At 33.4% G+C, this 20,956-nt stretch carries 16 protein-coding genes, 2 tRNA genes and 1 pseudogene; 9 read left to right on the top strand and 10 right to left on the bottom strand.

Translation table 11 applies throughout. The features are described from left to right. The first annotated feature begins 100 nt into the window (after positions 1–100). Positions 101–1,174 carry a PA0069 family radical SAM protein gene (locus EV196_RS02775; protein ID WP_132214652.1) on the top strand — a complete coding sequence of 358 codons (1,074 nt, stop codon included), beginning with the start codon at positions 101–103 and terminating at the stop codon, positions 1,172–1,174. A 54-nt stretch (positions 1,175–1,228) separates the two neighbouring features. On the opposite strand, the gene EV196_RS02770 is transcribed toward EV196_RS02775, so the two are convergent. From EV196_RS02770 to EV196_RS02760, 3 genes are all read right to left on the bottom strand, one after another. Then, complete coding sequence (locus tag EV196_RS02770) at positions 1,229–1,843, bottom strand: hypothetical protein (protein WP_132214650.1); 615 nt, start codon at positions 1,841–1,843, stop codon at positions 1,229–1,231. A 274-nt stretch (positions 1,844–2,117) separates the two neighbouring features. After that, entirely contained in the window at positions 2,118–2,714 is a 597-nt protein-coding gene (locus tag EV196_RS02765) for a hypothetical protein (RefSeq protein WP_132214648.1), read from the bottom strand. Between the two features lie 389 nt (positions 2,715–3,103). After that, a tRNA-Arg gene (locus tag EV196_RS02760) sits at positions 3,104–3,175 on the bottom strand. A 141-nt stretch (positions 3,176–3,316) separates the two neighbouring features. On the opposite strand from EV196_RS02760, the gene EV196_RS02755 reads away from it, so the two are divergent. Next, positions 3,317–4,777 carry a YiiX/YebB-like N1pC/P60 family cysteine hydrolase gene (locus tag EV196_RS02755; RefSeq protein WP_132214646.1) on the top strand — a complete coding sequence of 487 codons (1,461 nt, stop codon included), beginning with the start codon at positions 3,317–3,319 and terminating at the stop codon, positions 4,775–4,777. Between the two features lie 54 nt (positions 4,778–4,831). On the opposite strand, the gene EV196_RS02750 is transcribed toward EV196_RS02755, so the two are convergent. The 3 genes from EV196_RS02750 to EV196_RS02740 form a co-directional block, all read right to left on the bottom strand. Further along, a tRNA-Asn gene (locus EV196_RS02750) sits at positions 4,832–4,905 on the bottom strand. Between the two features lie 74 nt (positions 4,906–4,979). After that, the gene (gene rseP, locus EV196_RS02745) at positions 4,980–6,311 is read right to left on the bottom strand and encodes an RIP metalloprotease RseP (protein WP_132214644.1); all 1,332 of its coding nucleotides are present in this window, start codon (positions 6,309–6,311) and stop codon (positions 4,980–4,982) included. A gap of 73 nt (positions 6,312–6,384) precedes the next feature. After that, positions 6,385–8,322, bottom strand: a complete 1,938-nt coding sequence (locus tag EV196_RS02740; protein WP_132214642.1) for a M1 family aminopeptidase — start codon at positions 8,320–8,322, stop codon at positions 6,385–6,387. A 126-nt stretch (positions 8,323–8,448) separates the two neighbouring features. On the opposite strand from EV196_RS02740, the gene EV196_RS02735 reads away from it, so the two are divergent. From EV196_RS02735 to EV196_RS02715, 5 genes are all read left to right on the top strand, one after another. Continuing rightward, entirely contained in the window at positions 8,449–9,117 is a 669-nt protein-coding gene (locus EV196_RS02735; protein ID WP_132214640.1) for an SCO family protein, read from the top strand. 156 nt (positions 9,118–9,273) lie between these two features. After that, positions 9,274–9,504 (top strand): FeoA family protein, encoded by a 231-nt coding sequence (locus EV196_RS02730; RefSeq protein ID WP_132214638.1) that lies wholly within the window; start codon positions 9,274–9,276, stop codon positions 9,502–9,504. Then, on the top strand, positions 9,501–11,600 hold the full coding sequence (gene feoB / locus EV196_RS02725) for a ferrous iron transport protein B (protein ID WP_132214636.1): 2,100 nt from the start codon (positions 9,501–9,503) through the stop codon (positions 11,598–11,600). The genes EV196_RS02730 and feoB (EV196_RS02725) overlap by 4 nt, the downstream gene beginning before the upstream one ends. 65 nt (positions 11,601–11,665) lie before the next feature. Then, positions 11,666–11,803: a FeoB-associated Cys-rich membrane protein gene (locus tag EV196_RS02720; RefSeq protein WP_132214634.1), complete on the top strand. Its 138-nt coding sequence runs from the start codon at positions 11,666–11,668 to the stop codon at positions 11,801–11,803. A gap of 48 nt (positions 11,804–11,851) precedes the next feature. Continuing rightward, positions 11,852–12,736 (top strand): 3-keto-disaccharide hydrolase, encoded by an 885-nt coding sequence (locus EV196_RS02715; protein WP_207902803.1) that lies wholly within the window; start codon positions 11,852–11,854, stop codon positions 12,734–12,736. A 75-nt stretch (positions 12,737–12,811) separates the two neighbouring features. Here the strand turns inward: EV196_RS02715 and feoB (EV196_RS02710) are convergent. From feoB (EV196_RS02710) to EV196_RS02700, 3 genes and pseudogenes are all read right to left on the bottom strand, one after another. Then, positions 12,812–15,004: pseudogene (gene feoB / locus EV196_RS02710) on the bottom strand (ferrous iron transport protein B). 3 nt (positions 15,005–15,007) lie between these two features. Next, positions 15,008–16,027 carry a metal-dependent transcriptional regulator gene (locus EV196_RS02705; protein ID WP_132214632.1) on the bottom strand — a complete coding sequence of 340 codons (1,020 nt, stop codon included), beginning with the start codon at positions 16,025–16,027 and terminating at the stop codon, positions 15,008–15,010. 2 nt (positions 16,028–16,029) lie between these two features. Continuing rightward, positions 16,030–16,683 (bottom strand): metal-dependent transcriptional regulator, encoded by a 654-nt coding sequence (locus EV196_RS02700; RefSeq protein ID WP_132214630.1) that lies wholly within the window; start codon positions 16,681–16,683, stop codon positions 16,030–16,032. Between the two features lie 171 nt (positions 16,684–16,854). Between EV196_RS02700 and EV196_RS02695 the strand changes: the two genes are divergently transcribed. Then, complete coding sequence (locus EV196_RS02695) at positions 16,855–19,107, top strand: TonB-dependent receptor (RefSeq protein WP_132214628.1); 2,253 nt, start codon at positions 16,855–16,857, stop codon at positions 19,105–19,107. 54 nt (positions 19,108–19,161) lie between these two features. Then, complete coding sequence (locus EV196_RS02690; RefSeq protein ID WP_132214626.1) at positions 19,162–19,521, top strand: YraN family protein; 360 nt, start codon at positions 19,162–19,164, stop codon at positions 19,519–19,521. A 69-nt stretch (positions 19,522–19,590) separates the two neighbouring features. Here the strand turns inward: EV196_RS02690 and EV196_RS02685 are convergent, their stop codons facing one another. Further along, positions 19,591–20,919, bottom strand: a complete 1,329-nt coding sequence (locus tag EV196_RS02685) for a TlpA family protein disulfide reductase (RefSeq protein WP_132214624.1) — start codon at positions 20,917–20,919, stop codon at positions 19,591–19,593. Positions 20,920–20,956: the final 37 nt, after the last annotated feature.

The raw sequence follows: 20,956 nt of genomic DNA, 5'->3' as shown, positions 1-20,956 counted from the left end.
TGTTTTGTTAATAACCCACTAGGGTTTTAACAGTTTTCAGTAAAAATATTAAGTAATTTTAAAGTGCTATTTCGCTTAAACACTCTTTATTTTTACTAAAATGAATCCAAAATCTACCATAAAAGGTCGTGGTGCACAGCTTAACGTACCCAACCGCTTCTTTGAATTAAGCCATGAAATGCGTGACGATTTTTTAGAATTCTGCCATAAAGAAGGGGAGGAGAGCGATAAAAATAAAACGCTTTATTTAGAAGTTTTCCCAAAAACCATTGTAAACAAAGTGGAGAGTCCAGATATTGGGATGGCATATTCCATGAATGCCTATCAAGGTTGTGAACATGGATGTATTTATTGTTATGCACGCAACAGTCATGAATTTTGGGGATATAGTGCAGGTTTAGATTTTGAGCGACGTATTATGGTAAAAAAAGAGGCGCCAAAATTGCTGGAAGATTTGTTAAAAAAGAAAAGTTGGAAAGCACAGCCCATTGTTATGTCTGGGAATACCGATTGTTACCAACCTGCCGAAAAGCAATTTGAGATTACAAAGCAATGTTTGGAAGTGTTCTTAAAGTATAGACACCCTGTTGCTATTATCACTAAAAATGCTTTGGTTTTGAGGGATTTAGAAATTTTAAAGGAACTTTCAAAAGATAATTTAATTGGGGTGAATATTTCTATTACCTCACTTTCAGAAGAAACTAGACGTGTTTTAGAACCCAGAACTGCTAGTATCAGCAAACGTTTGGAAACCGTAAAAATATTAAGCGAAAATGGTATTCCAGTTAATGTGATGTTGGCACCTATTATTCCATCTATAAATAGCCATGAAATATTACCGTTGGGAAAAGCAGCGTCTGATCATGGGGCTTTGGGAATTTCCCATACTATTGTAAGACTTAATGGTGCCATTGGTGAAATTTTTACCGATTGGATACATAAAACCATGCCCGATAAAGCTGAAAAAGTATTACATCAAATTGAAAGTTGCCATGGTGGTACTTTAAACGATTCCCGTTATGGCACCAGAATGCGAGGTGAAGGAAAAATTGCCGAACAGATTAATAATTTGGTAAAACTGGCTAGACAAAAATATTTTAAGGATAAATTGATTTTAAAATTGAACACCCAATTGCACGAGCAATTTAAAGATGGACAACTAAAGTTGTTTTAATAAAAAAAAGAGCAGACAAATCGCCTGCTCTTTTAACAAAAAATAATTGAGTAGTTAGTTAATTTCTGTTGTAAAAACTCGGTCTTCAGTAGTAAAAACAATTTTGTAATCACCACTATTTTTACTCGCTAGTTTGTAAATTCTGCTAGCATTTTCAGTGTTTTCAACTGTTTCAGAATAAATAAGCTCTGGTGTGCTAAAGTTGTTTTGACTATCAGTAAAGTAAATAGCGATTTTCATTGGTGCTTTGTTTAAAGATAGTCTAGAAACAAAAACAACATTGCCTTTTACTCTTGTTACTGGTTTAAAAATAGTAGCTTCCATTTCTTTTTTAAATGTCACCGTATTTGATAATACTGTAAAAGGTATGGTGTTGATTTCTACATCTTTATCAAGCTCAAAAATGTAACCACCGTTTGGTAATTCTGTTAAATCGAAACCTTTAGTATAGGTTCCAGATTGTTCAATGAGCTCTTTATATATAACGACACCATTATTATCTTTAATAGATAATAGGTTTCCTTGCTTTACATCATTTAAAGTAAGAGAGGTTCTTTCTGCATCATTTTCAATTTTAAATAATGATACTTCATTTGCGAAACTTAACATGGTAGCAAACAGTGTTACCATTAAGATTCCTTTTTTTGAGTTGTTTAATACGTTTTTCATGATTTGGTTTTTTTAACGTTTCACAAGACAAATATATAACCGATTTATAGTTTATAAAACATTGATATTGATGTATTTATGTGCTATTTTATCTGTTATTATTACGTCAATTTTATGTTAAATTAATATAGAATATATTGGGGTTAAATATGTTGAATAGAGCAAATTCTTGAAGAAACATATTGAGTGATAAAATGCTTCAATTAAAAATAGAACAAAAAAAAAGTGAGCCACCACAGCTCACTTTACCAACTAAACTAAATAAGACATTAAACTAATTATTAATGAATTCGGTGAACTCTTTATTATCAGAGCTTATTACAATTTTATAATTTCCTTTTTCTAATTTAAAAACTCTTTGAACATTTTGAACATCTTTGATGCTTTCAGCGTGTACTAATTGGTAATCACTATCGTTATTAGCATACACACTAATTTTAACTGCTTCAAGATTTGGAGACAATTTTGTAACAAATAATAAGTTGTCTTTTTGTCTTAATTGAGGTTTGAAACTTGTAGTTTCTTTAGCTCTGTTAATAGAGATGCTTGTTTTGCTTACCGTGAAAGGTATCGTTTTAATTTCTACATCTTTATCTAATTCAAAAACATACTCACCATCAGGAAGAGAAGTAAAATCGAAACCTTTAATATAGTTTCCAGATTTTTGAATTTGTTCTGTGTAAAGTAAAATACCATTTGCATCTTTAATAGATAATTGATTTCCAACTTTTACATCTGTTAAGGTTAATGCCGTTTTTTTAGCATCATCTTTAATTGTTGAAAATGAAGCTTCATTAGCGAAACCTAACAAGGTAGCACACATAGTTACCATTAGGAATCCTTTTTTTGTATTGTTTATTGCGTTTTTCATAATTTTCTTTATTTACAATGTTTTACATGGCAAATATATGGTGGGTTTTCATGTTGCAAAACACTCATTTTGACCAATATGTATGCTAAATTATCTGTTAATAAAACATTAACATTGTGTAAAGTTAATATAGCATACATCTGTGGTAAATTTGAATAGTTGGGGTAATTAATTTGTTATTTTTAAAATTTAACAGCCAACTATTTGCTTTAAATAATAAGGTATGGTTAAAAATTTTCTTTAATAATAATATGTTTGGGGAGTTAACGTAAGAACCATATATATTGGTAAGAGAACCAAAAGGATTTATTGAAGCTTAATTAACTAATTATATTGGAATAGATAAGTAGGTTCAGGTTTATAAAACGCTTTAACAGTCTTGAATTTAGTGACTCCATCAGGATTCGAACCTGAATCTAAAGTTTAGGAAACTTTTGTTCTATCCCTTGAACTATGGAGCCTTTTTGTAATATTAAAGTATTCACCATTACTTTTCTGAAAAACTTTTGATTTTCAAATATTTAAAATCAAACACTTTGCGTGAAACTTAATAGCTTATATTTAACACCAATATAGCCCGATTCAAATAAATAAAAAACAATTTGAAGAAGTATTTAAAAATTTTATTATTTATAGTGGCAATGTATTTATTGCTTCTAATTCCTGTACCAAATCTTCAAAACGAACCTCGAAAAGCATCTAAAACTCCCTTTTTATGGAATCAGGATACACTTTTGAATACATTGGAGACAAATTTTCAACAGGCTCTAAAAACATCGTCAAACGAACTTGATTCCCTCGTTCTTACCAAGATTAATAATACCGAATTGAAATTATTGGGTTTTGAAGATGCAGTTCATGCACCAGACGACAGTATTTTTAAAAAAATTGAAAATGAATTTTATGAAATAGCGCCCTATATTGCTGCACAAAAAAATAAATCTGATTGGTATATTCGCTTCTATAATCGGGTTAGAAAAAAAGTAAAACTCGATTCACGTTATTGGGATATGAGTACTCCAGAAGCAAGAATTACAACCTACCGCTTGCTTTATGGCATGAGAGCCACGGTAGAAGAAATATTGTTACAATCTACCGATGACCAATTTATTTCTACCATGTATGTTAATGATGAGCATTCTAAAGCGCCATTTGTTAACCTATTAGGAATAAAAGTACATAGTGGTGATTTACTTGTAAGCAGAGGAGGTGCGGAAGTTTCGGCATTTATATCTAGAGGAAATGATTTTCCTGGAAATTTTTCACATGTCGCTATTGTGCATATAGACAATAAAACTAACGAACCTTACTTTATTGAAGCGCATATTGAAAAAGGGGTGGCTATAGCAACAGCCGACCAATATTTAAAAGATAAAAAACTAAGGTTTATGGTTATGAGGCCAAGAGCTGATTTACCGGAGTTGATTAAAAATCCCATGCTCACTTATGAAGCTTCATTGTATATTTTTGGTGAATCGCAGAAAAGACACATTCCATACGACTTTAAAATGAACTATTTTGATGCATCGGCCATGTTCTGTTCGGAGGTTGGATCGTATGCCTACAAACAACACGGGATTAAGCTTTGGGAATTTGAATCAACCATATCTTCAATCGGCATTAGTAATTGGTTAAATGCTTTTGGTGTAGAAAATTTTGTAACTCAAATGCCTTCAGATCTTGAGTATGACCCGATGTTAAGTATTGTTGCCGAATGGAGAAATAAAGAAACCCTTTTTCAAGATCATTTAGATAATGCCGTTATGGATGCTTTAATAAGCAGAGCGAACCAAGGAGAAAGGCTAGATTATAATATCTGGTTGCTTCCTGTTGCCAGAATTGTAAAAGCCTATTCGTTTGTGCTTACATTATTTGGTAAAGAAGGTGTTATTCCAGAAGGCATGAACGCTGAAACGGCTCTTAAAAACAATGATTTTGTAGATAGATTTCAAAAGTGTAAATTATTAACCAAGTCAAAAATTGATCGTTTTATAGTCAAAAATGGTTATCTCCCGCCTTATTGGCAAATGGTTAGAATTGCTGAAAGCAGTTTAATTAAGTAGTTTTTAAAACCAAAAAAGACCTTACATTTCTGTAAAGTCTTTTTCTTGTTGTTGCTCCCCCTCTTGGGCTCGAACCAAGGACCCTTTGATTAACAGTCAAATGCTCTAACCAACTGAGCTAAGGAGGAGTGTTTGTTTTTCGCCTAAGCGAGCGCAAATATATATATCTTTTTAATTACTACAAACATTTTTTTAAAAAATTTTAATTAAAAATTGCCTTGAAAATATCGTTGCCGTTTGCGAACAAAACTAGACCGATTAATATAAAGAAACCAACCATTTGTGCATATTCCATAAACTTGTCTCCAGGCTTTCTTCCTGATACCATTTCGTAAAGTAAAAATGCCACATGCCCACCATCTAAAGCTGGTATTGGTAATAGGTTTAAAACACCTAGCATAATAGATAAAAAGGCCGTTAAATACCAGAAGGCATGCCAGTTCCAAGTTGCTGGAAACATGTTGCCTATGGCGGCAAAACCACCAATTTGAGAGGCGCCTTTTTTGGTGAAAATATACTTAAATTGACCTAAGTAGTCTTTCACTTCCCAATAACCTTGACTTAAACCTCCCGAAATACTTTCAGAAAATGAGTATTGTCTGTTTCGTATTTTAATATACTCTAAATCGGTTGAAGATTTGTAAATCCCTATCGTTTTATCTTCGGCAGGTGTAATCGTCAAATTTTTAATTTCATTATTACGCTCTACTTCTAAAGCTAAGTTTTTCTTCGTGTTGTTTTTAATGGCATATGCTACATCGAAAAAATAATCTATTGGCTGCCCATTAATTGCAATAATTTTATCGGTAGCCATTAACCCCGATTTATCTGCTGGAGAATCTTTTACAATGGAATCTAATTGAAATGGATAACGTTCTGATAATGCAGGTAAATCTCCTGCTTCAAAAAGTTGTGTACCAATATCTTCAGGAAGTTTAATGTCTTCTACAGAACCGTTTGGGTGTTCTACTTTAATATTATCAACCTTTCTGAACATGATATACTTATTAATATCTATAGTAAGATCTTCATAAGCTTCCCCATTCACCGATATAACTTTATCACCTTGCTGAAAACCGTAAGATTCTAATGTTTTCGAAACACCAAAACCATATTTAATATCATCTTTAGTAGTGTAGTTTGTTCCCCAAACAAGTAGCATCATCATAAATAAAAAGAAGGCTAACAAAAAATTAACGGTTACGCCACCAAGCATAATAATTAAACGTTGCCATGCCGGTTTAGAGCGAAATTCCCATGGTTGCGCCGGTAACGCCATTTGCTCGGTATCCATGCTCTCATCAATCATACCCGATATTTTAACATAACCACCTAAAGGCAACCAACCAATACCGTAAACAGTATCGCCAATTTTCTTTTTGAATAATGAAAATTTCACATCGAAGAATAAATAGAATTTTTCTACGCGTGTTTTAAATATTTTTGCTGGGATAAAATGTCCTAATTCGTGTAGAACAACTAGTATAGAAAGGCTTAACAGCAGTTGAGCTCCTTTTATTAAAAATTCTGGCATTTAATCGTTTTTTTTTATAATCGCACAAAAGTAAGCTTTTAACACCATTTAGAAAACATAATGCGAAGTATTGCTAGTTTTTTAACAAGGTTTTATTAATTACACCTTGATTAGTAATGAATTGAACCAAAAGCAACCCCGAAGAAAACGTTGTAGCGTTAATAGTTTGCGACCAATTAGAATGATATATTAATTGTCCCAACGTATTGAATATTTTAACATCGGTTACTTGAATATGCTCAGGTTTTACGATGTTGAATTGATTTGAAGTTGGAACTGGATAAATTTTGAATTGGGATTGTAACTCTAAATTTTTATCGGCAAGCGTTACATTATTGTTTTTTGAAATTAAATCTGATTCGGGGTCAAACTGAACAGATGCCACGGTGAAATTGACGGTTTGTGAAAAATCTTCATTATTTACGGTATTATTTAGGGTGATATCCAATGTTTCGCCCAAAGTCCCTATAAGTTTTAAAGTTACTGGTGCTTCAAAAAAAGTAACTGATGCATCACTTTGCGTTTGAGACAGGTTTATTGCTGTTTGATTTGCTGAAGTTTGGCTCCATTGCACCGTATAACTAGGATATCCTTCGTTGTATAGCCAATCATTAAAAAATTCGGTTAAATTTTCACCACTCGAACTTTCCATAATATTTATAAAATCGGGCGTTTTAGCATATCCATAAGCATGATTGGGGTTACTTAAATAACTTTTTACTCCTTGAAAAAAATTAACGTCACCAAGCTTTTTTCTTAACATGTGCAAAACCATCGCTCCCTTGTCATAGGACAATCTACTACTAAAAACTCTATTTACACTTGTGGTATCGGCATCTGTTAAATAAACGGCACCATTTGTTGAAGATGTAATATTGGCGTTTAGTTGTTCTTTCCATGCTATAAAATCAGAATTACCATCTAAATTTTCAATGGTTAATCCAGATAAATAGGTAGCAAAACCTTCATTCAACCAAATATCTTTCCAGCTTCCACATGTAATTTTGTTACCAAACCATTGATGGGCTAATTCGTGAGCTATCAAGCCTCTGCTAAAACTACCCATAAACGATACCGTTGTATGTTCCATACCACCGCCCCAACCAAACTGTGCATGTCCATATTTTTCATTAGCAAAAGGGTACTCTTCAAAAAGGTTTGTATATAAATCCATTATTTCAACGGTAACCGGTGTGTTGGACTGCGCATAACTTATGTTTTCTGGGTACACATAATTTATAATATCGAATGGGTTATTATTATTTTGTACGGTATGCGAATACACTTCGTAATTGGTTACCGCAATGGCTATTAAATAAGCAGGAATGGGATAACGATGTTTGAAATGTGTTATTTTGTTACTGCCGTTGATAGTTTGGCTTTTTTCTAAACCATTTGAAACAGCAACGTAAACTTCGTTTGAAGGATTGAGCGTTGGTGATGTAATATAAACATCTATTGAATCTGCTTTATCAATTAAATCTTGTTTACAAGGCCACCAACCTTTAGCACCGTAAGGCTCAGAAAGGGTCCAGATAACAGGGGAGCCATTATGTTCATTTTGTTCAAAAGAACCTAAGCCAGAACTTTCTGCATCTCCAGAATAACTAATGGTTAAAGAATCTAAAACACTCGTATTTTGTGTTGCAGGCAAAGTAATGATCAATTCATCATTTGCGTTTTGAGAAAACGATAGTGCATTACCGCGTTGCAAAACTTTCGAAACAGTCATATTATTTGATAAGTCGAACGTTACTTGCGTTAGGTTTTCTTTAGCTTCAAAATAGGTGGTTACGTCCCCAGAAATAAATGGAGTTGACGGGTCTACATTAAACTTTAAACGGTGATATTTCACATCATAATTCCCCGTATTGATATTCGCTTTAAAAAGCATTTTACTTAATGCCGCTTTGGCTTCTGTTTTCTGTATGGCATTGAAATTTTTATTGAAATCCTGCGCAAATAAACTTAGGGAGACTAGATAAAAAACGGATAAGAAACCTGTTTTCATGAAAATGTTTTTTTATAATTATTTGGAATAATTCAAAGCACTTTAAGGTGTTAAATTACTATTTTTATTATTAATGTATTGTATTTTTGCACCTATTATACATTGTTTACCTTTAAACTGCACATTATGCTTTCCTTTTTTAAAGATTATAAAATTTTCGGAATTGTTTTCTTGATTTTATCCATCATTATTGTTTCCATTATTTACAACACTTTAAACGTATACCAACCTCTGCCTATTTATCAACCAGCTATGGTAAGCACAGAGTTGGTGGATAGCACCATTCAATATCAAAAAAAATACCATAAAATAGCCGACTTCAAACTGATAAACCAAAATGGGAAAACCATTACCCAAAACGATTATAAGAATAAAATTTATGTAGCCGATTTCTTTTTTACTACCTGCCAAACCATTTGCCCAATTATGACAAACCACATGGCAGACATTCAAAAAGAAATTATAAATGATGATGAGGTTATGTTGCTTTCGCATACCGTTACTCCAGATATTGATACTGTGGCGCAACTTAAACGATATGCCATTGAAAAGGGTGTGAATGATGCGAAATGGAACATGGTTACAGGTGACAAAAAACAAATTTACGAACTAGCAAGAAAGAGTTATTTAGCTGTGAAAGATGATGGTGATGGCGGCGATTTTGATATGATACATACTGAAAACTTTATGCTTATAGATAAAAAGCGTCAAATTCGGGGCTTTTATGATGGTACTGATCCTGAAGCTATAAAAGAACTTCTTGAGGATATAGAGATTCTTAAACAGGAAAAATAGTTTGTTGTATGTTCGTTTGTTGTTAAGTTGTTAGTCGTTAAGTTGTAAATCGACTTAACCATTCAACTTTAGATAACCAAAACTTTTAAACCTTAAACTTTTTAACTTTAAACTATTTAAGTTATTTTTGCTTCTTTAAAATCAATCTAAATAAGTTTGCAATACACATTAGCCGAATTAAAACGAGGAGAACGCGCCATTATTACAGATGTTTCGTCCATTCATATTCCATTAAAACTCTTAGAAATGGGTTGTTTACCTGGTAATTTGGTAGAACTTGTTCAATTGGCGCCATTTAAGGACCCCATGTATTTAAACATAAATGGTACCCATTTGGCAATTCGGAAAGAAACTGCTGTTCATATTTTAATAGAAAAACAAGGATGAGCAAGCAAATAAATGTAGCTTTAATAGGGAACCCTAACACAGGAAAAACTTCGGTTTTTAATGCGCTTACCGGTTTAAACCAACAAGTGGGCAACTACCCTGGTATTACTGTAGAAAAAAAGGAAGGGGTTTGCAAATTATCTCGCGGTATTAAGGCACATATTATCGATTTGCCCGGAACTTACAGTTTAAACGCATCATCTTTAGATGAAAATGTGGTTATTGAATTGCTTTTAAATAAAAACGATAAAGACTTTCCTGATATTGCTGTTGTGGTAAGTGATGTTGAAAATTTAAAACGGAACCTGCTCCTTTTTACCCAAATTAAAGATTTAGAAATCCCTACGCTATTGGTAATTAATATGGCCGATAGGATGCGCTACAAAGGAATTTCTTTGGATATTGATTATTTAGAAGCTGAACTTCAAACAAAAATAGCTTTAATAAGTACCCGAAAAAAAGAAGGAATTGACAATTTAAAAAATCTAATTGCAAATTATAAAGAGCTTTCTGTAACACCTTGCATAAACCCTTCTGATATTGATAAAGAATATTTTGACAATTTACAGAAAGCATTCCCTAACCAACTTTTATATAAATTATGGTTAGTTATAACGCAGGATGTTAACTTCGGAAAAACAGATCGAAAGGAAATTGAAGCTGTTGCGAATTTTAAGACCAAAAGTAAAGCCGATTTAAAACGATTACAGCAAAAAGAAACCATAAAACGTTACCAGTTTATCAATAATGCGCTTAAGCATGGGCAAACTATTGATGCTTCGCAAGCCAAAGATTTACGTTCAAAATTAGACCGAATTTTAACGCACAGAATTTGGGGCTATTTTATTTTCTTTGTTATTTTATTAACCATTTTTCAAGCTATTTACGATTGGTCTAGTGTTCCTATGGATTTTATAGATAGCGCATTTGCATCCTTAAGCGAATGGACCAAGATCCAGTTGCCACAAGGTGCTTTTACCGATTTGTTGGCAGAGGGCATCATTCCCGGGCTTGGTGGTATTGTTATTTTTATTCCGCAAATTGCTTTTTTATTCCTGTTTATTTCAGTGTTAGAAGAGAGTGGTTACATGAGTCGAGTGGTATTTTTAATGGACAGAATCATGCGTCGCTTTGGGTTAAGCGGAAAAAGTGTTGTGCCTTTAATTTCAGGTACCGCTTGTGCCATTCCTGCTATTATGGCTACCAGAAATATTGAAAGTTGGAAAGAGCGTTTAATAACCATTTTAGTAACGCCTTTTACAACCTGTTCTGCCAGATTGCCGGTTTACTTAATCATTATATCTTTAATTATTCCTGAAGGTCGATTTTTAGGTTTAGGTTATCAAGCTTTAACATTAATGCTTTTATATTTTATTGGGTTTGGTATAGCTGTTCTTTCGGCTTACATATTAAACAAGGTTTTAAAAATAAGAAGCAAAACATTTTTTGTTGTTGAAATGCCAAACTATAAGCTGCCTATGTTTAAAAATGTGGCCATAACGGTGTTGGAAAAAACAAAATCTTTTGTATTTGGTGCTGGAAAGATTATTCTAGCTATTTCTATTATTTTATGGTTTTTAGCATCTTATGGCCCTGGTGACAACTTTAATAATGCCGAAAGTATCATTAATACCGAATATGCATCACAACAATTATCGGAAGACGAAATTAACCAACATATTGCTTCTTATAAACTGGAACATTCTTATATAGGTATCGCTGGTCATGCTATTGAACCCGCTATAAGACCTTTAGGTTACGATTGGAAAATAGGTATTGCCATAGTAAGTAGTTTTGCTGCCCGAGAAGTATTTGTGGGTACTTTGGCAACTATTTATAGCGTTGGAAGTGATGATGAAGCCACCATCAAAAACCGAATGGCTGCTGAGGTTAACCCAATTCTGGGAGGCCCTTTATTTAACTTCGCTTCGGGTATTTCATTACTGCTTTTTTATGCTTTTGCCATGCAATGCATGAGTACACTAGCCATTGTGAAACGGGAAACCAATAGTTGGAAATGGCCCACATTACAATTGTTTATTATGAGTGGTTTTGCATACGTAGTGGCATTAATTGCTTATCAATTATTAAAGTGACATATTTCTCTGCGGAAGCAACAATCTTTTGAAATGAAACTAAAGTAACAGCGACAAAATAAACTATGAACACCATCATTCAAAATATATTAGTTTTTGTAGCCATTGCGTTTGCTTTCATTTTTTTGATTAGAAAATTTATTTGGAAAAAATCGAAATCAAAAAAAGTATGTGGTGGCGATGATGGTTGCGGCTGCCATTAAAAGAAAATTTTTCTATATATTTAACTGGAATTCATAAATATTCAAAAAATGACACTTCAGTTAAAGTTTGCTTTTCTTATCACTTTTTTCAGTTTACATAGTTTTGCTCAAAACAATTCAAAATCTCTTAATTTGCTAGATGTTGATTTAAGCCATTTTGATGTATGGATTGGAATTCCGCATAGCTCCGTTAAAGATTTACCCGAAGGAACTTACCAAGCAGATAATGTTTATAAAGGAGAACCTCTTGGTTTAAACAACGATATAAAAAATGTTTTTACTGTTTTTGTTGAAAATGAAGAACCCATTTTAAAAATAACTGGGGAAATTTATGGGTGTTTAGCAACTAAAGAGGAATTCGAAAATTACCACTTAAGTACCATGTTTAAATGGGGCGATAAAAAATGGGAACCACGTTTAGATGAGTTAAGAGATAGCGGTATCCTTTACCATTGTTATGGAGAGCATGGTCGTTTTTGGAAAACTTGGAAAACCTCTTTAGAGTATCAAGTTCAAGAAACCGATTTAGGCGATTTTATTCCGTTGGGAGGAAATGCTGCTGAACCAAAAGTCCCTGCACCACTTGTAGAAATTCGAGGCACTGTGGGTGAAAAACGAAATAGTTACGATCCAAATAGTTCTTCTTACTTAGAAAAAATAGGCTACACTAGTGCGAGCAAAGAACTAGATGCACCACATGGCGAATGGAATACTTTAGAAATCTATGTAGTAGGAAACAACTCAGTACATGTTGTAAATGGCGAAGTGGTTATGGTGGTTGAAAACGCTAAAAAACCTGATGGTTCTATATTAAACAAAGGGCAAATTCAAATACAATCGGAAGCTGCGGAGTGCTATTATAAACAACTAACTATTACACCTATTACAAAATTTCCTAAAGTTATTTTGAAACAGGTGAAGTTTAAAGAATAAATTTTCAAAAAATTACTTTTTTTAATTCATTCTTTCAACTTCTAATTTGAGTTTTTTAAAAAAAAGCTTGGGTTACTAAAACACAATTCGCCAAATTTGAGCCACTAAAAATGTAACTATAAACCCTAAAATTACAGGCATTATGGATGCAAAAACCGTCCACTTTACACTTTTTGTTTCTTTGTAAATGGTATAAATGGTCGTGCTACATGGGTTATGAAGCAAGCTAAAAAGCATCAAATTAATGGCGGTTAATAACGTCCAACCTCCTGCTTTTAAAATATCGCCTGTAGCATTTACTGAATCAAGTTCAAACATAACACCTGCACCTGCACCTCCATCAATGCCCGTTACTAAAACCGTAAGCATTAATATGGTAGGAATCACTATTTCATTAGCTGGAATGGCTACGATATAAGCTAACAAAATCACGCCATTTAAACCTAAAAGAAACCCGAATCCATTCATGGAGTCAATAGCCCAAGCAGCAATACTTTCATTTCCAATATAAATATTTGAAATAAGCCAAATAACAGCACCTGCAGGCGCAGCAAATACAATGGCGCGCCATAAAACAATCATGGTTCTGTCAATTAACGATGTGTAAATGGTTTTCCAAAAACGTGGTGGACGGTACGGAGGCAATTCTAAATTAAATGTAGAAACTTGCCCTTTTAATAATGTTTTTGACAATGCCCACGATGTACCAAACATAAATGCCATCCCTAAAACCGCTATAACTATTACTGCCAATAAAGACGCTAGACTAGAAAATGTGGATGGAACAACAGCACCAATAAAAATAGTGGCAATTAGTATTTGTGTAGGCCAACGCCCATTACAAAGAGAAAAATTATTGGTAATAATAGCGATTAAGCGTTCTCTGGGGCTGTCAATAATACGCGTAGCTACGACGCCTGCTGCATTACAACCAAAACCCATTGTCATAGTCAATGCTTGTTTACCATGAGCGCCCGATTTTTTAAATAAATTGTCTAAATTAAATGCTACACGCGGTAAATAACCAAAATCTTCTAAAAGTGTAAACATGGGAAAAAATATAGCCATAGGCGGTAACATAACAGCAATTACCCAAGCGACGGCTAAATACACACCATCAATTAAAAAACCACTAAGCCACCAAGGCATATTAATAGCTGCCACACCCGTTTTTAAAATGGGATGAAAGGTATCTAATAATAATTGTGCCAATAACGACGATGGATAATTGGCTCCAATAATTGTTAACCAAAGCACCGTTGCCAAGATTAAAAACATGATGGGAAATCCAAAAACCTTACTCGTCACTATTTTATCGATTTGTCTATCTAATCGGAAGCGTTTTTTTGACTCATCAACTTGCACGGTATCACTCACAATTTGAGCGGCATCGGCATAAATACCTTCGGTTAAATTATCATGAAATTCATCGCCAATTTGCCAACGCAATTCATTTGAGAGTTCTAATATGTGATCTATATTTTTATTTGCCATGATTTTATTTTAAACTAATTCACCCGATTTTAAAGCTTTAATAATCTCGGTATCTCCTTCCAGCAGTCTAAATGCAATCCATCGACTATTCGGAATGTTAGGAAACTCTTTTTCAATCTCAGCAGTAAGTGTTTTAACAGCGTTTTCAATATTACTCGGTACGTTTTTAATACGGTGTGGTTTACAAATAATATTTCCATTAGCAATCTCACTTATAGTGTGTATCAATTCGGGAATTCCTTGACTAAACCTAGCGCTGGTGGCAACCACAGGAATACCTAAATCGCGTGCCAAAGTTCTTTCATCAATAATAATGTGGTTTCGTTTGGCTTCATCCATTAAATTCAAACATAACACAGCTTTATCGGTAATTTCTAAAATTTGAAGCACCAAGTTTAAGTTACGTTCCAATCGATTCGCATCGGCTACAATAACTGTGACATCTGGTTTTCCAAAAAGAATAAAATCTCTGGCCGCAGCTTCATCTTCCGAAGTCGAAAGTAATGAATAGGTGCCTGGTAAATCGACTAACTTATATTTTTGTTTGTTATACTCAAAACCACCTTCGGCCCTAGTTACTGTTTTACCTGGCCAATTGCCTGTGTGCTGGCGTAAACCGGTTAATGAATTAAAAACGGTACTTTTTCCTGTGTTTGGATTTCCTGCGAGTGCTACTACAAAATCGACATTATCTGTATGAATGCCCATTTTTTTTAAACCATCTGCATTAAAATGGGCACAGGTTTCGCAAGCACTTTTTACTTTAGTATCCATAAATTAATCTTTTTTAATAAGAATTTTTGCCGCTTGATCTTTTCGTAAAGCAATGGAGGTGCCTTTAATAAGGTAAGCATTCGGTTCGCCCAATGGATTTATTAAATCTATTTTGATAGTGGCACCTTTTACAAAGCCTAAATCGAGTAAACGGCGTCTGCTTTCCCCTCTACTTTCTTTTGAAATGCCTGTTATTATGGCCGTCTCATCTTCTTTTAAGCTTGATAATCTGGCAATATTATCCTCAATTATAATTTCTTTTTCAATAGGAGCTACAGTTAAATTAGCCGCCACAATGGGTGCTAACCTAAACTCTTCTCCTTCCGAAAGAAAAACAATTCGCGTTGCGTTGTTTTCAACCACTCTAATAAGCGACCCCATGTGAATGTTTTCAGCTAAAATTTGCTTATAAATAATCTCGGGTTCATCTTCTATATGGGTAATTCTTCCAATGGAATTTACAGGTAATAAAGGCAATTCTACACCATGAACTTCCGCCACTTTTCCTGTTTTAGTAGGTATGGGGTCGCCATGTGGGTCAAATTTTGGATTTCCTAAATGAGCCGCCAACGTATTGGTTTCATCATGGTTTAATTTGTGCTCCATCATTTCTGCTCTATCATGCCATTCTTCTTTACTAAACCCTGTTTTATCGGCTAAATAACGTTCCCAAAGTCGGTGAATTCTAACAATTCGTAAAGCATAATCTCTACCAGCATTCGTTAATTTTAATACATCCGATTCAAAATAAATTAAATCATTGATGGTCATTTTTTTTACAACTTCTATAATTTGATTGTTATTAAAGTCTAATACCTGAAGCAATGTTTTGGTATCGACCTTATTTCCCGAATTCTCAAAATGGTATAGTTGTTTTAATATATCTTCAGTGACTATTTTTTCGTTGCTTTTAAAGTTGTTTTTTATAATCCAAAACCAACCTTTTGCAGGCCGAAATAGCACATATAAAACACCCGATATGATAAAAAATAGAATGAGGGCGTATGTGGGATTGTACTTCATAATTATAGACTTAAGTATAAATTTTTGGCAACTTCTTTAGAAATAATAATTTGCCTTTCTTTTGTTTGAATAGTTACCGAATCATCAAACGGTTCGAACTCTAAAACCTTAATAACATCTCCCAAAGCCAAATTGTTTTTATTTAAGTATTTTAAAAACACATCGGAAGAATCTTTAACCAAAGACAAAATACCTTCACTGCCAATTTCTAAATCTAGAATATTAACACTTTTATTTGGCGCATATTTGCCATCTTTATCTGGAATGGGGTCGCCATGGGGATCGTGGGTTGGAAACCCTAAAAAAGCATCTAATTCATTTACCAATTTTAATGATTTTATATGCTCTAATTGTTCGGCAACATCATGCACTTCATCCCAAGAAAAGTTAAGTTTTTCAACTAAAAACACTTCCCAAAGACGGTGTTTTCTAATAACTAAAGCAGCAGCTAAACGCCCTTCGTTCGTTAAACTTACGCCTTGATACTTTACATAATTGGCTAAATTTTTATCTGCTAGTTTTTTAACCATATCAGTTACCGAAGAAGCTTTCGATTCTATCTTTTCTGCAATAGCATTGGTGCTTACGGCTGCAACACCTTGCTTCCCTAAATGGTAAATAGCTTTTAAATAATTTTCTTCTGATAATGTAATCATATAATGTAATCATACGTTCACTTTAGTTTACAAATATACTAAATTTTACTTTCAATTAAATATTTTTTTAGGCAAGACTAAAAATAAATATATTCAAAAATATGACCTTTGTCATTATTTAGACTTAATAAAAATAACTATGTTTGCCAAAAATTATTTAAAACCTAACCAATGAAGAACCTTATTGCCTTGTTTTTGCTTCTTTCCAATGTATTGAATGCAGATAACACTTACAATATATCGGGTAAAATAACAACTGATGATGAATCCCTTCCTTATGTAAACGTGTATTTAAAAGGCACATCTAAAGGGGCTGTAACTAGGGAAGATGGCGGTTTTATAATAGAAAATGTTAAAGAAGGCAATTATACATTAATCGTTTCCTATACAGGTTTTAAAACAATTCAAAAACCTATAACATTAAAAGGAGGGCATATTAATCTTGATATAAATTTAGTGGAAGATGAATTACTAGACGAAATTGTTATAACTGGAACCCTTAAACCTGTAACCAGATTAGAAAGTCCTGTTCCCGTGGAAGTGTATTCTCCAACATTCCTAAAAAAAAATCCAGCACCTAATATTTTCGAATCTTTACAAGCCGTAAATGGGGTGCGCCCTCAAATAAATTGTAGCGTTTGCAATACGGGTGATATTCACATAAATGGATTAGAAGGGCCTTATACATTAGTGCTAATTGATGGTATGCCTATAGTAAGTGGACTCTCTACCGTATATGGACTTTCAGGCATTCCAAGCTCTTTAATAGAACAGGTTGAAATAGTTAAAGGACCGGCGTCATCACTTTATGGAAGTGAAGCTGTGGGCGGATTAATTAACGTTATTACAAAACTTCCTGAAAATGCACCACTTGTATTTGTTGATAGTTATACCACAGATTGGGAAGAACTAAATGTTGATTTAGGTTTTAAAGCAAATGTGGGTAAAAAAGCGACCATGCTTTTAGGAGCTAATTATTTTAATTATTCAAATCCTATTGATGCGAATAATGATAATTTTACCGATGTTACCTTGCAAGACCGTATTTCTGTTTTTCAAAAATGGGATTTCAAAAGGCAAAACAACAGAGCATTTTCGTTAGCTGGTCGCTTTTTTTACGAAGACCGCTGGGGTGGCGAAATGCAATGGACACCAGAGTACAGAGGTGGTAGCGATGTATATGGCGAAAGTATCTACACAACGCGTTATGAATTAATTGGAAAGTATCAATTACCTATACAGGAAAAAATGATGTTTCAGTTTTCATATTCAGATCATGACCAAAATTCAGCCTATGGTAATACCTTGTATTTAGCGCAACAACGCATCGGTTTTGGTCAATTAACATGGGATATTTCAAACCAGAATCACGATTGGCTTTTGGGAGTTTCAGGACGTTACAATTATTATAATGATAACACGCCGGTTACTGAACAAGAAGATGAAATAGTGATTCCTTCACTATTCCTTCAAGATGAAATAAAATTAAATGAAAAACATAAAGTGTTACTTGGTGCTAGATATGATTACGATAAACGCCATGGCAATATTTTCACCCCTAGAATAGCCTATAAATTTAAACCAACAGAACATGATATTTTTAGATTGAACGCAGGTACTGGTTTCCGAGTTGTAAATCTGTTTACCGAAGAGCATGCCGCATTAAATGGCGCAAGAGATGTTATTATTGAAGAGGAATTAAAACCAGAACGCTCGTATAACGTCAATTTAAATTACCTTAAAAAGTTATATACAAAAAGCGGAAAAATAATAGGGATTGATGCCTCTGCTTGGTACACCTTCTTTACCAATGCTATTTTACCAGATTATGATACCAACCCGAATCAAGTTATTTATGATAATTTAAGTGGTGGCGCCTCAAGTTTGGGTTTTAGTGTTAATATAGACGCCATAATAACAAGTAATTTTAAAGCTTTAGCAGGGTTTACAGTTCAAGAAGTAACCCAAAAAGAAGATGGCATTAAGCAACAGCAAATTTTAACTGAAAAATACTCTGGAACTTGGTCTGTTTCTTATAAAAACTTCAATCATAATTTCTTAATTGATTATACAGGTAATATTTATGGCCCCATGAGATTGCCTATTTTAGGTGATTTAGATCCTAGATTACCAGAATCACCCATTTGGAGCATTCAAAACATACAAATAACCTATGATGGCTTAAAGAATTTTGAGTTTTATGGCGGAGTTAAAAACCTGTTAGACTGGACCCCAAATAAAGGAAATCCGTTTATAATAGCAAGAGCGAACGACCCGTTTGATAATGATGTTGTTTTTGATGGCAACGGAAATGCGACACAAACAGCCAATAACCCGTATGCTTTAACCTTCGATCCTGGCTATATTTATGCACCCAATCAAGGAAGACGCTTGTTTTTTGGATTGCGATATATGCTGAAATAAAGAAAGCGTTTCTTTGTTTTAATTAATATATTTAGTTCAAATAAAGAATGGTAAATGGCAAAACACAACGAATTAGGTAAAAAAGGCGAACAACTTGCAGAAGATTTTCTGTTGAAAAACGGCTACGATATTATTGAAAAGAATTACCGTTTTGATAAGGCCGAAGTCGATATTATTGCCCAAAAGAGCAATATACTAGCCATTATTGAAGTAAAAACACGATCGACAGTCGATTTTGGAAACCCGCAAGACTTTGTAAAACCAAAACAAATACAACGCTTAGTAAAAGCGGTTGATGAATATGTTACGGTAAATGGGTTTGATGTTGAAGTGCGCTTTGATATTATTGCGATTGTAAAACAAGGAAAAGTTTATAACATAGAGCATTTGGAAAATGCTTTTTACCATTTTTAATTTCTAAAAAAACAGGAGCTTCTCAATAAGTGTCTAAAAACTTATAAGAGATATATTCAATAATACTTTTTATTTGCCTAGATAAGCTTTTAAAACATCAAAATCTTCAGGCTTAGAAACAATTTTTTTGTCTTTATCTAGTATAAAATATGTTGGAGTTTCATCGACACCATAATCGTTTCCTATTTTATTATCCCATTTTCCTAAGCCCAAAACGTTTATAAAATCGGGATAATTTTTAATTTGTTCTTTCCACTTCTTATCATCATCTTCTAAACCTATGGCAATCACCTTTAATTTATTTTTCACTTTTGATTTGATAAAGTTTTGCAACTGCGGAATTTCATCTAAACAATGAGAACAGCTGCTACTCCAAAACACAAGAATATAGGTTTCGGCACTGTTTAATTCGCTCAACTTTTTGGTTACTTTTTGATTATCTTTTTCTGTTACAAAAGAAAAATCGGGTGCTTTATTCCCAATAGATAAACTGCTGTAGCGTGTTAAGGTTTCAATAAGTTCGTTATCTTTTAAAAGCTTTGCAACATCTAATAAATGGTTTTTTGAAATATGGTTTGCAACGGGTTCTAAATCTAGATCAACCATTTCTTGCCACAAATCAACCAACAAAATGCGTTTTATATTAGCTGGAATTGTTTTTACGGCATTGCAAAATACATCAATATTATTTTTGTAATTAGTCATGTCGTCATTACCATCAGCAGAGACTCCAAATACGTAATTAAGCATGCGCTCCTGTAAAAAACTAGAACTTTGTAATGTTTTATTATTAAAATCTATGTTGTCAAAATAATGAATTTTTAAATTCTTCACATAGGTTTTAACATCCTCATATTTTTTAGGAATGTATGGTTTATTTGCCTTTATAAAATTATACGCAATGGTATTTTCAGCTTGTTTTTCGTAACGCGTTTGTGCTTCTCGTTGTGTTCTAAAAATAGCTTTTAGAGCCAATGTATCTTTTTTACCTTCTCTAAAATAATTACTAATACTTTGGGTAATGGCAGACATACTGCTCGTGTAAGACGCCAGTAATTTGTTTTCTACGGATGATTTAAATGAAATGCCCGTTTCTGTATTAAAAGTAAGCAGAATATCTTCTTTTCCGTTGTAAATAACATCAAAATTAAAGTCTTCTTGTGGCACGGCATAAACGATGCGATATATGCCTGGAGCAGCTGAAGCATCTAATTGAAATTGAAAACTACCATCTTTTTGAACATCTACATTTGTAATATAATCCGATACAGTTGGGGTTACTTTATATAATAAAACCACCTTATAATTTGAGGCAGGACTGAACACACCTTTAATGGTATGTTGTGCCAAAAGTATTTGCGGTAAGCATATTAATAAAGCAAGAATTCTAGATAACATAGTTTTTTATAAGTTTCAAAAGTTTTAGAGCATAAAA

The organism is Mariniflexile fucanivorans (assembly GCF_004341235.1).
GTDB classification, from domain to species: Bacteria; Bacteroidota; Bacteroidia; order Flavobacteriales; family Flavobacteriaceae; genus Mariniflexile; species Mariniflexile fucanivorans.
Note: the sequence above shows the minus strand (reverse complement) of the source record. Positions and strands in the feature narration are given on the sequence as shown.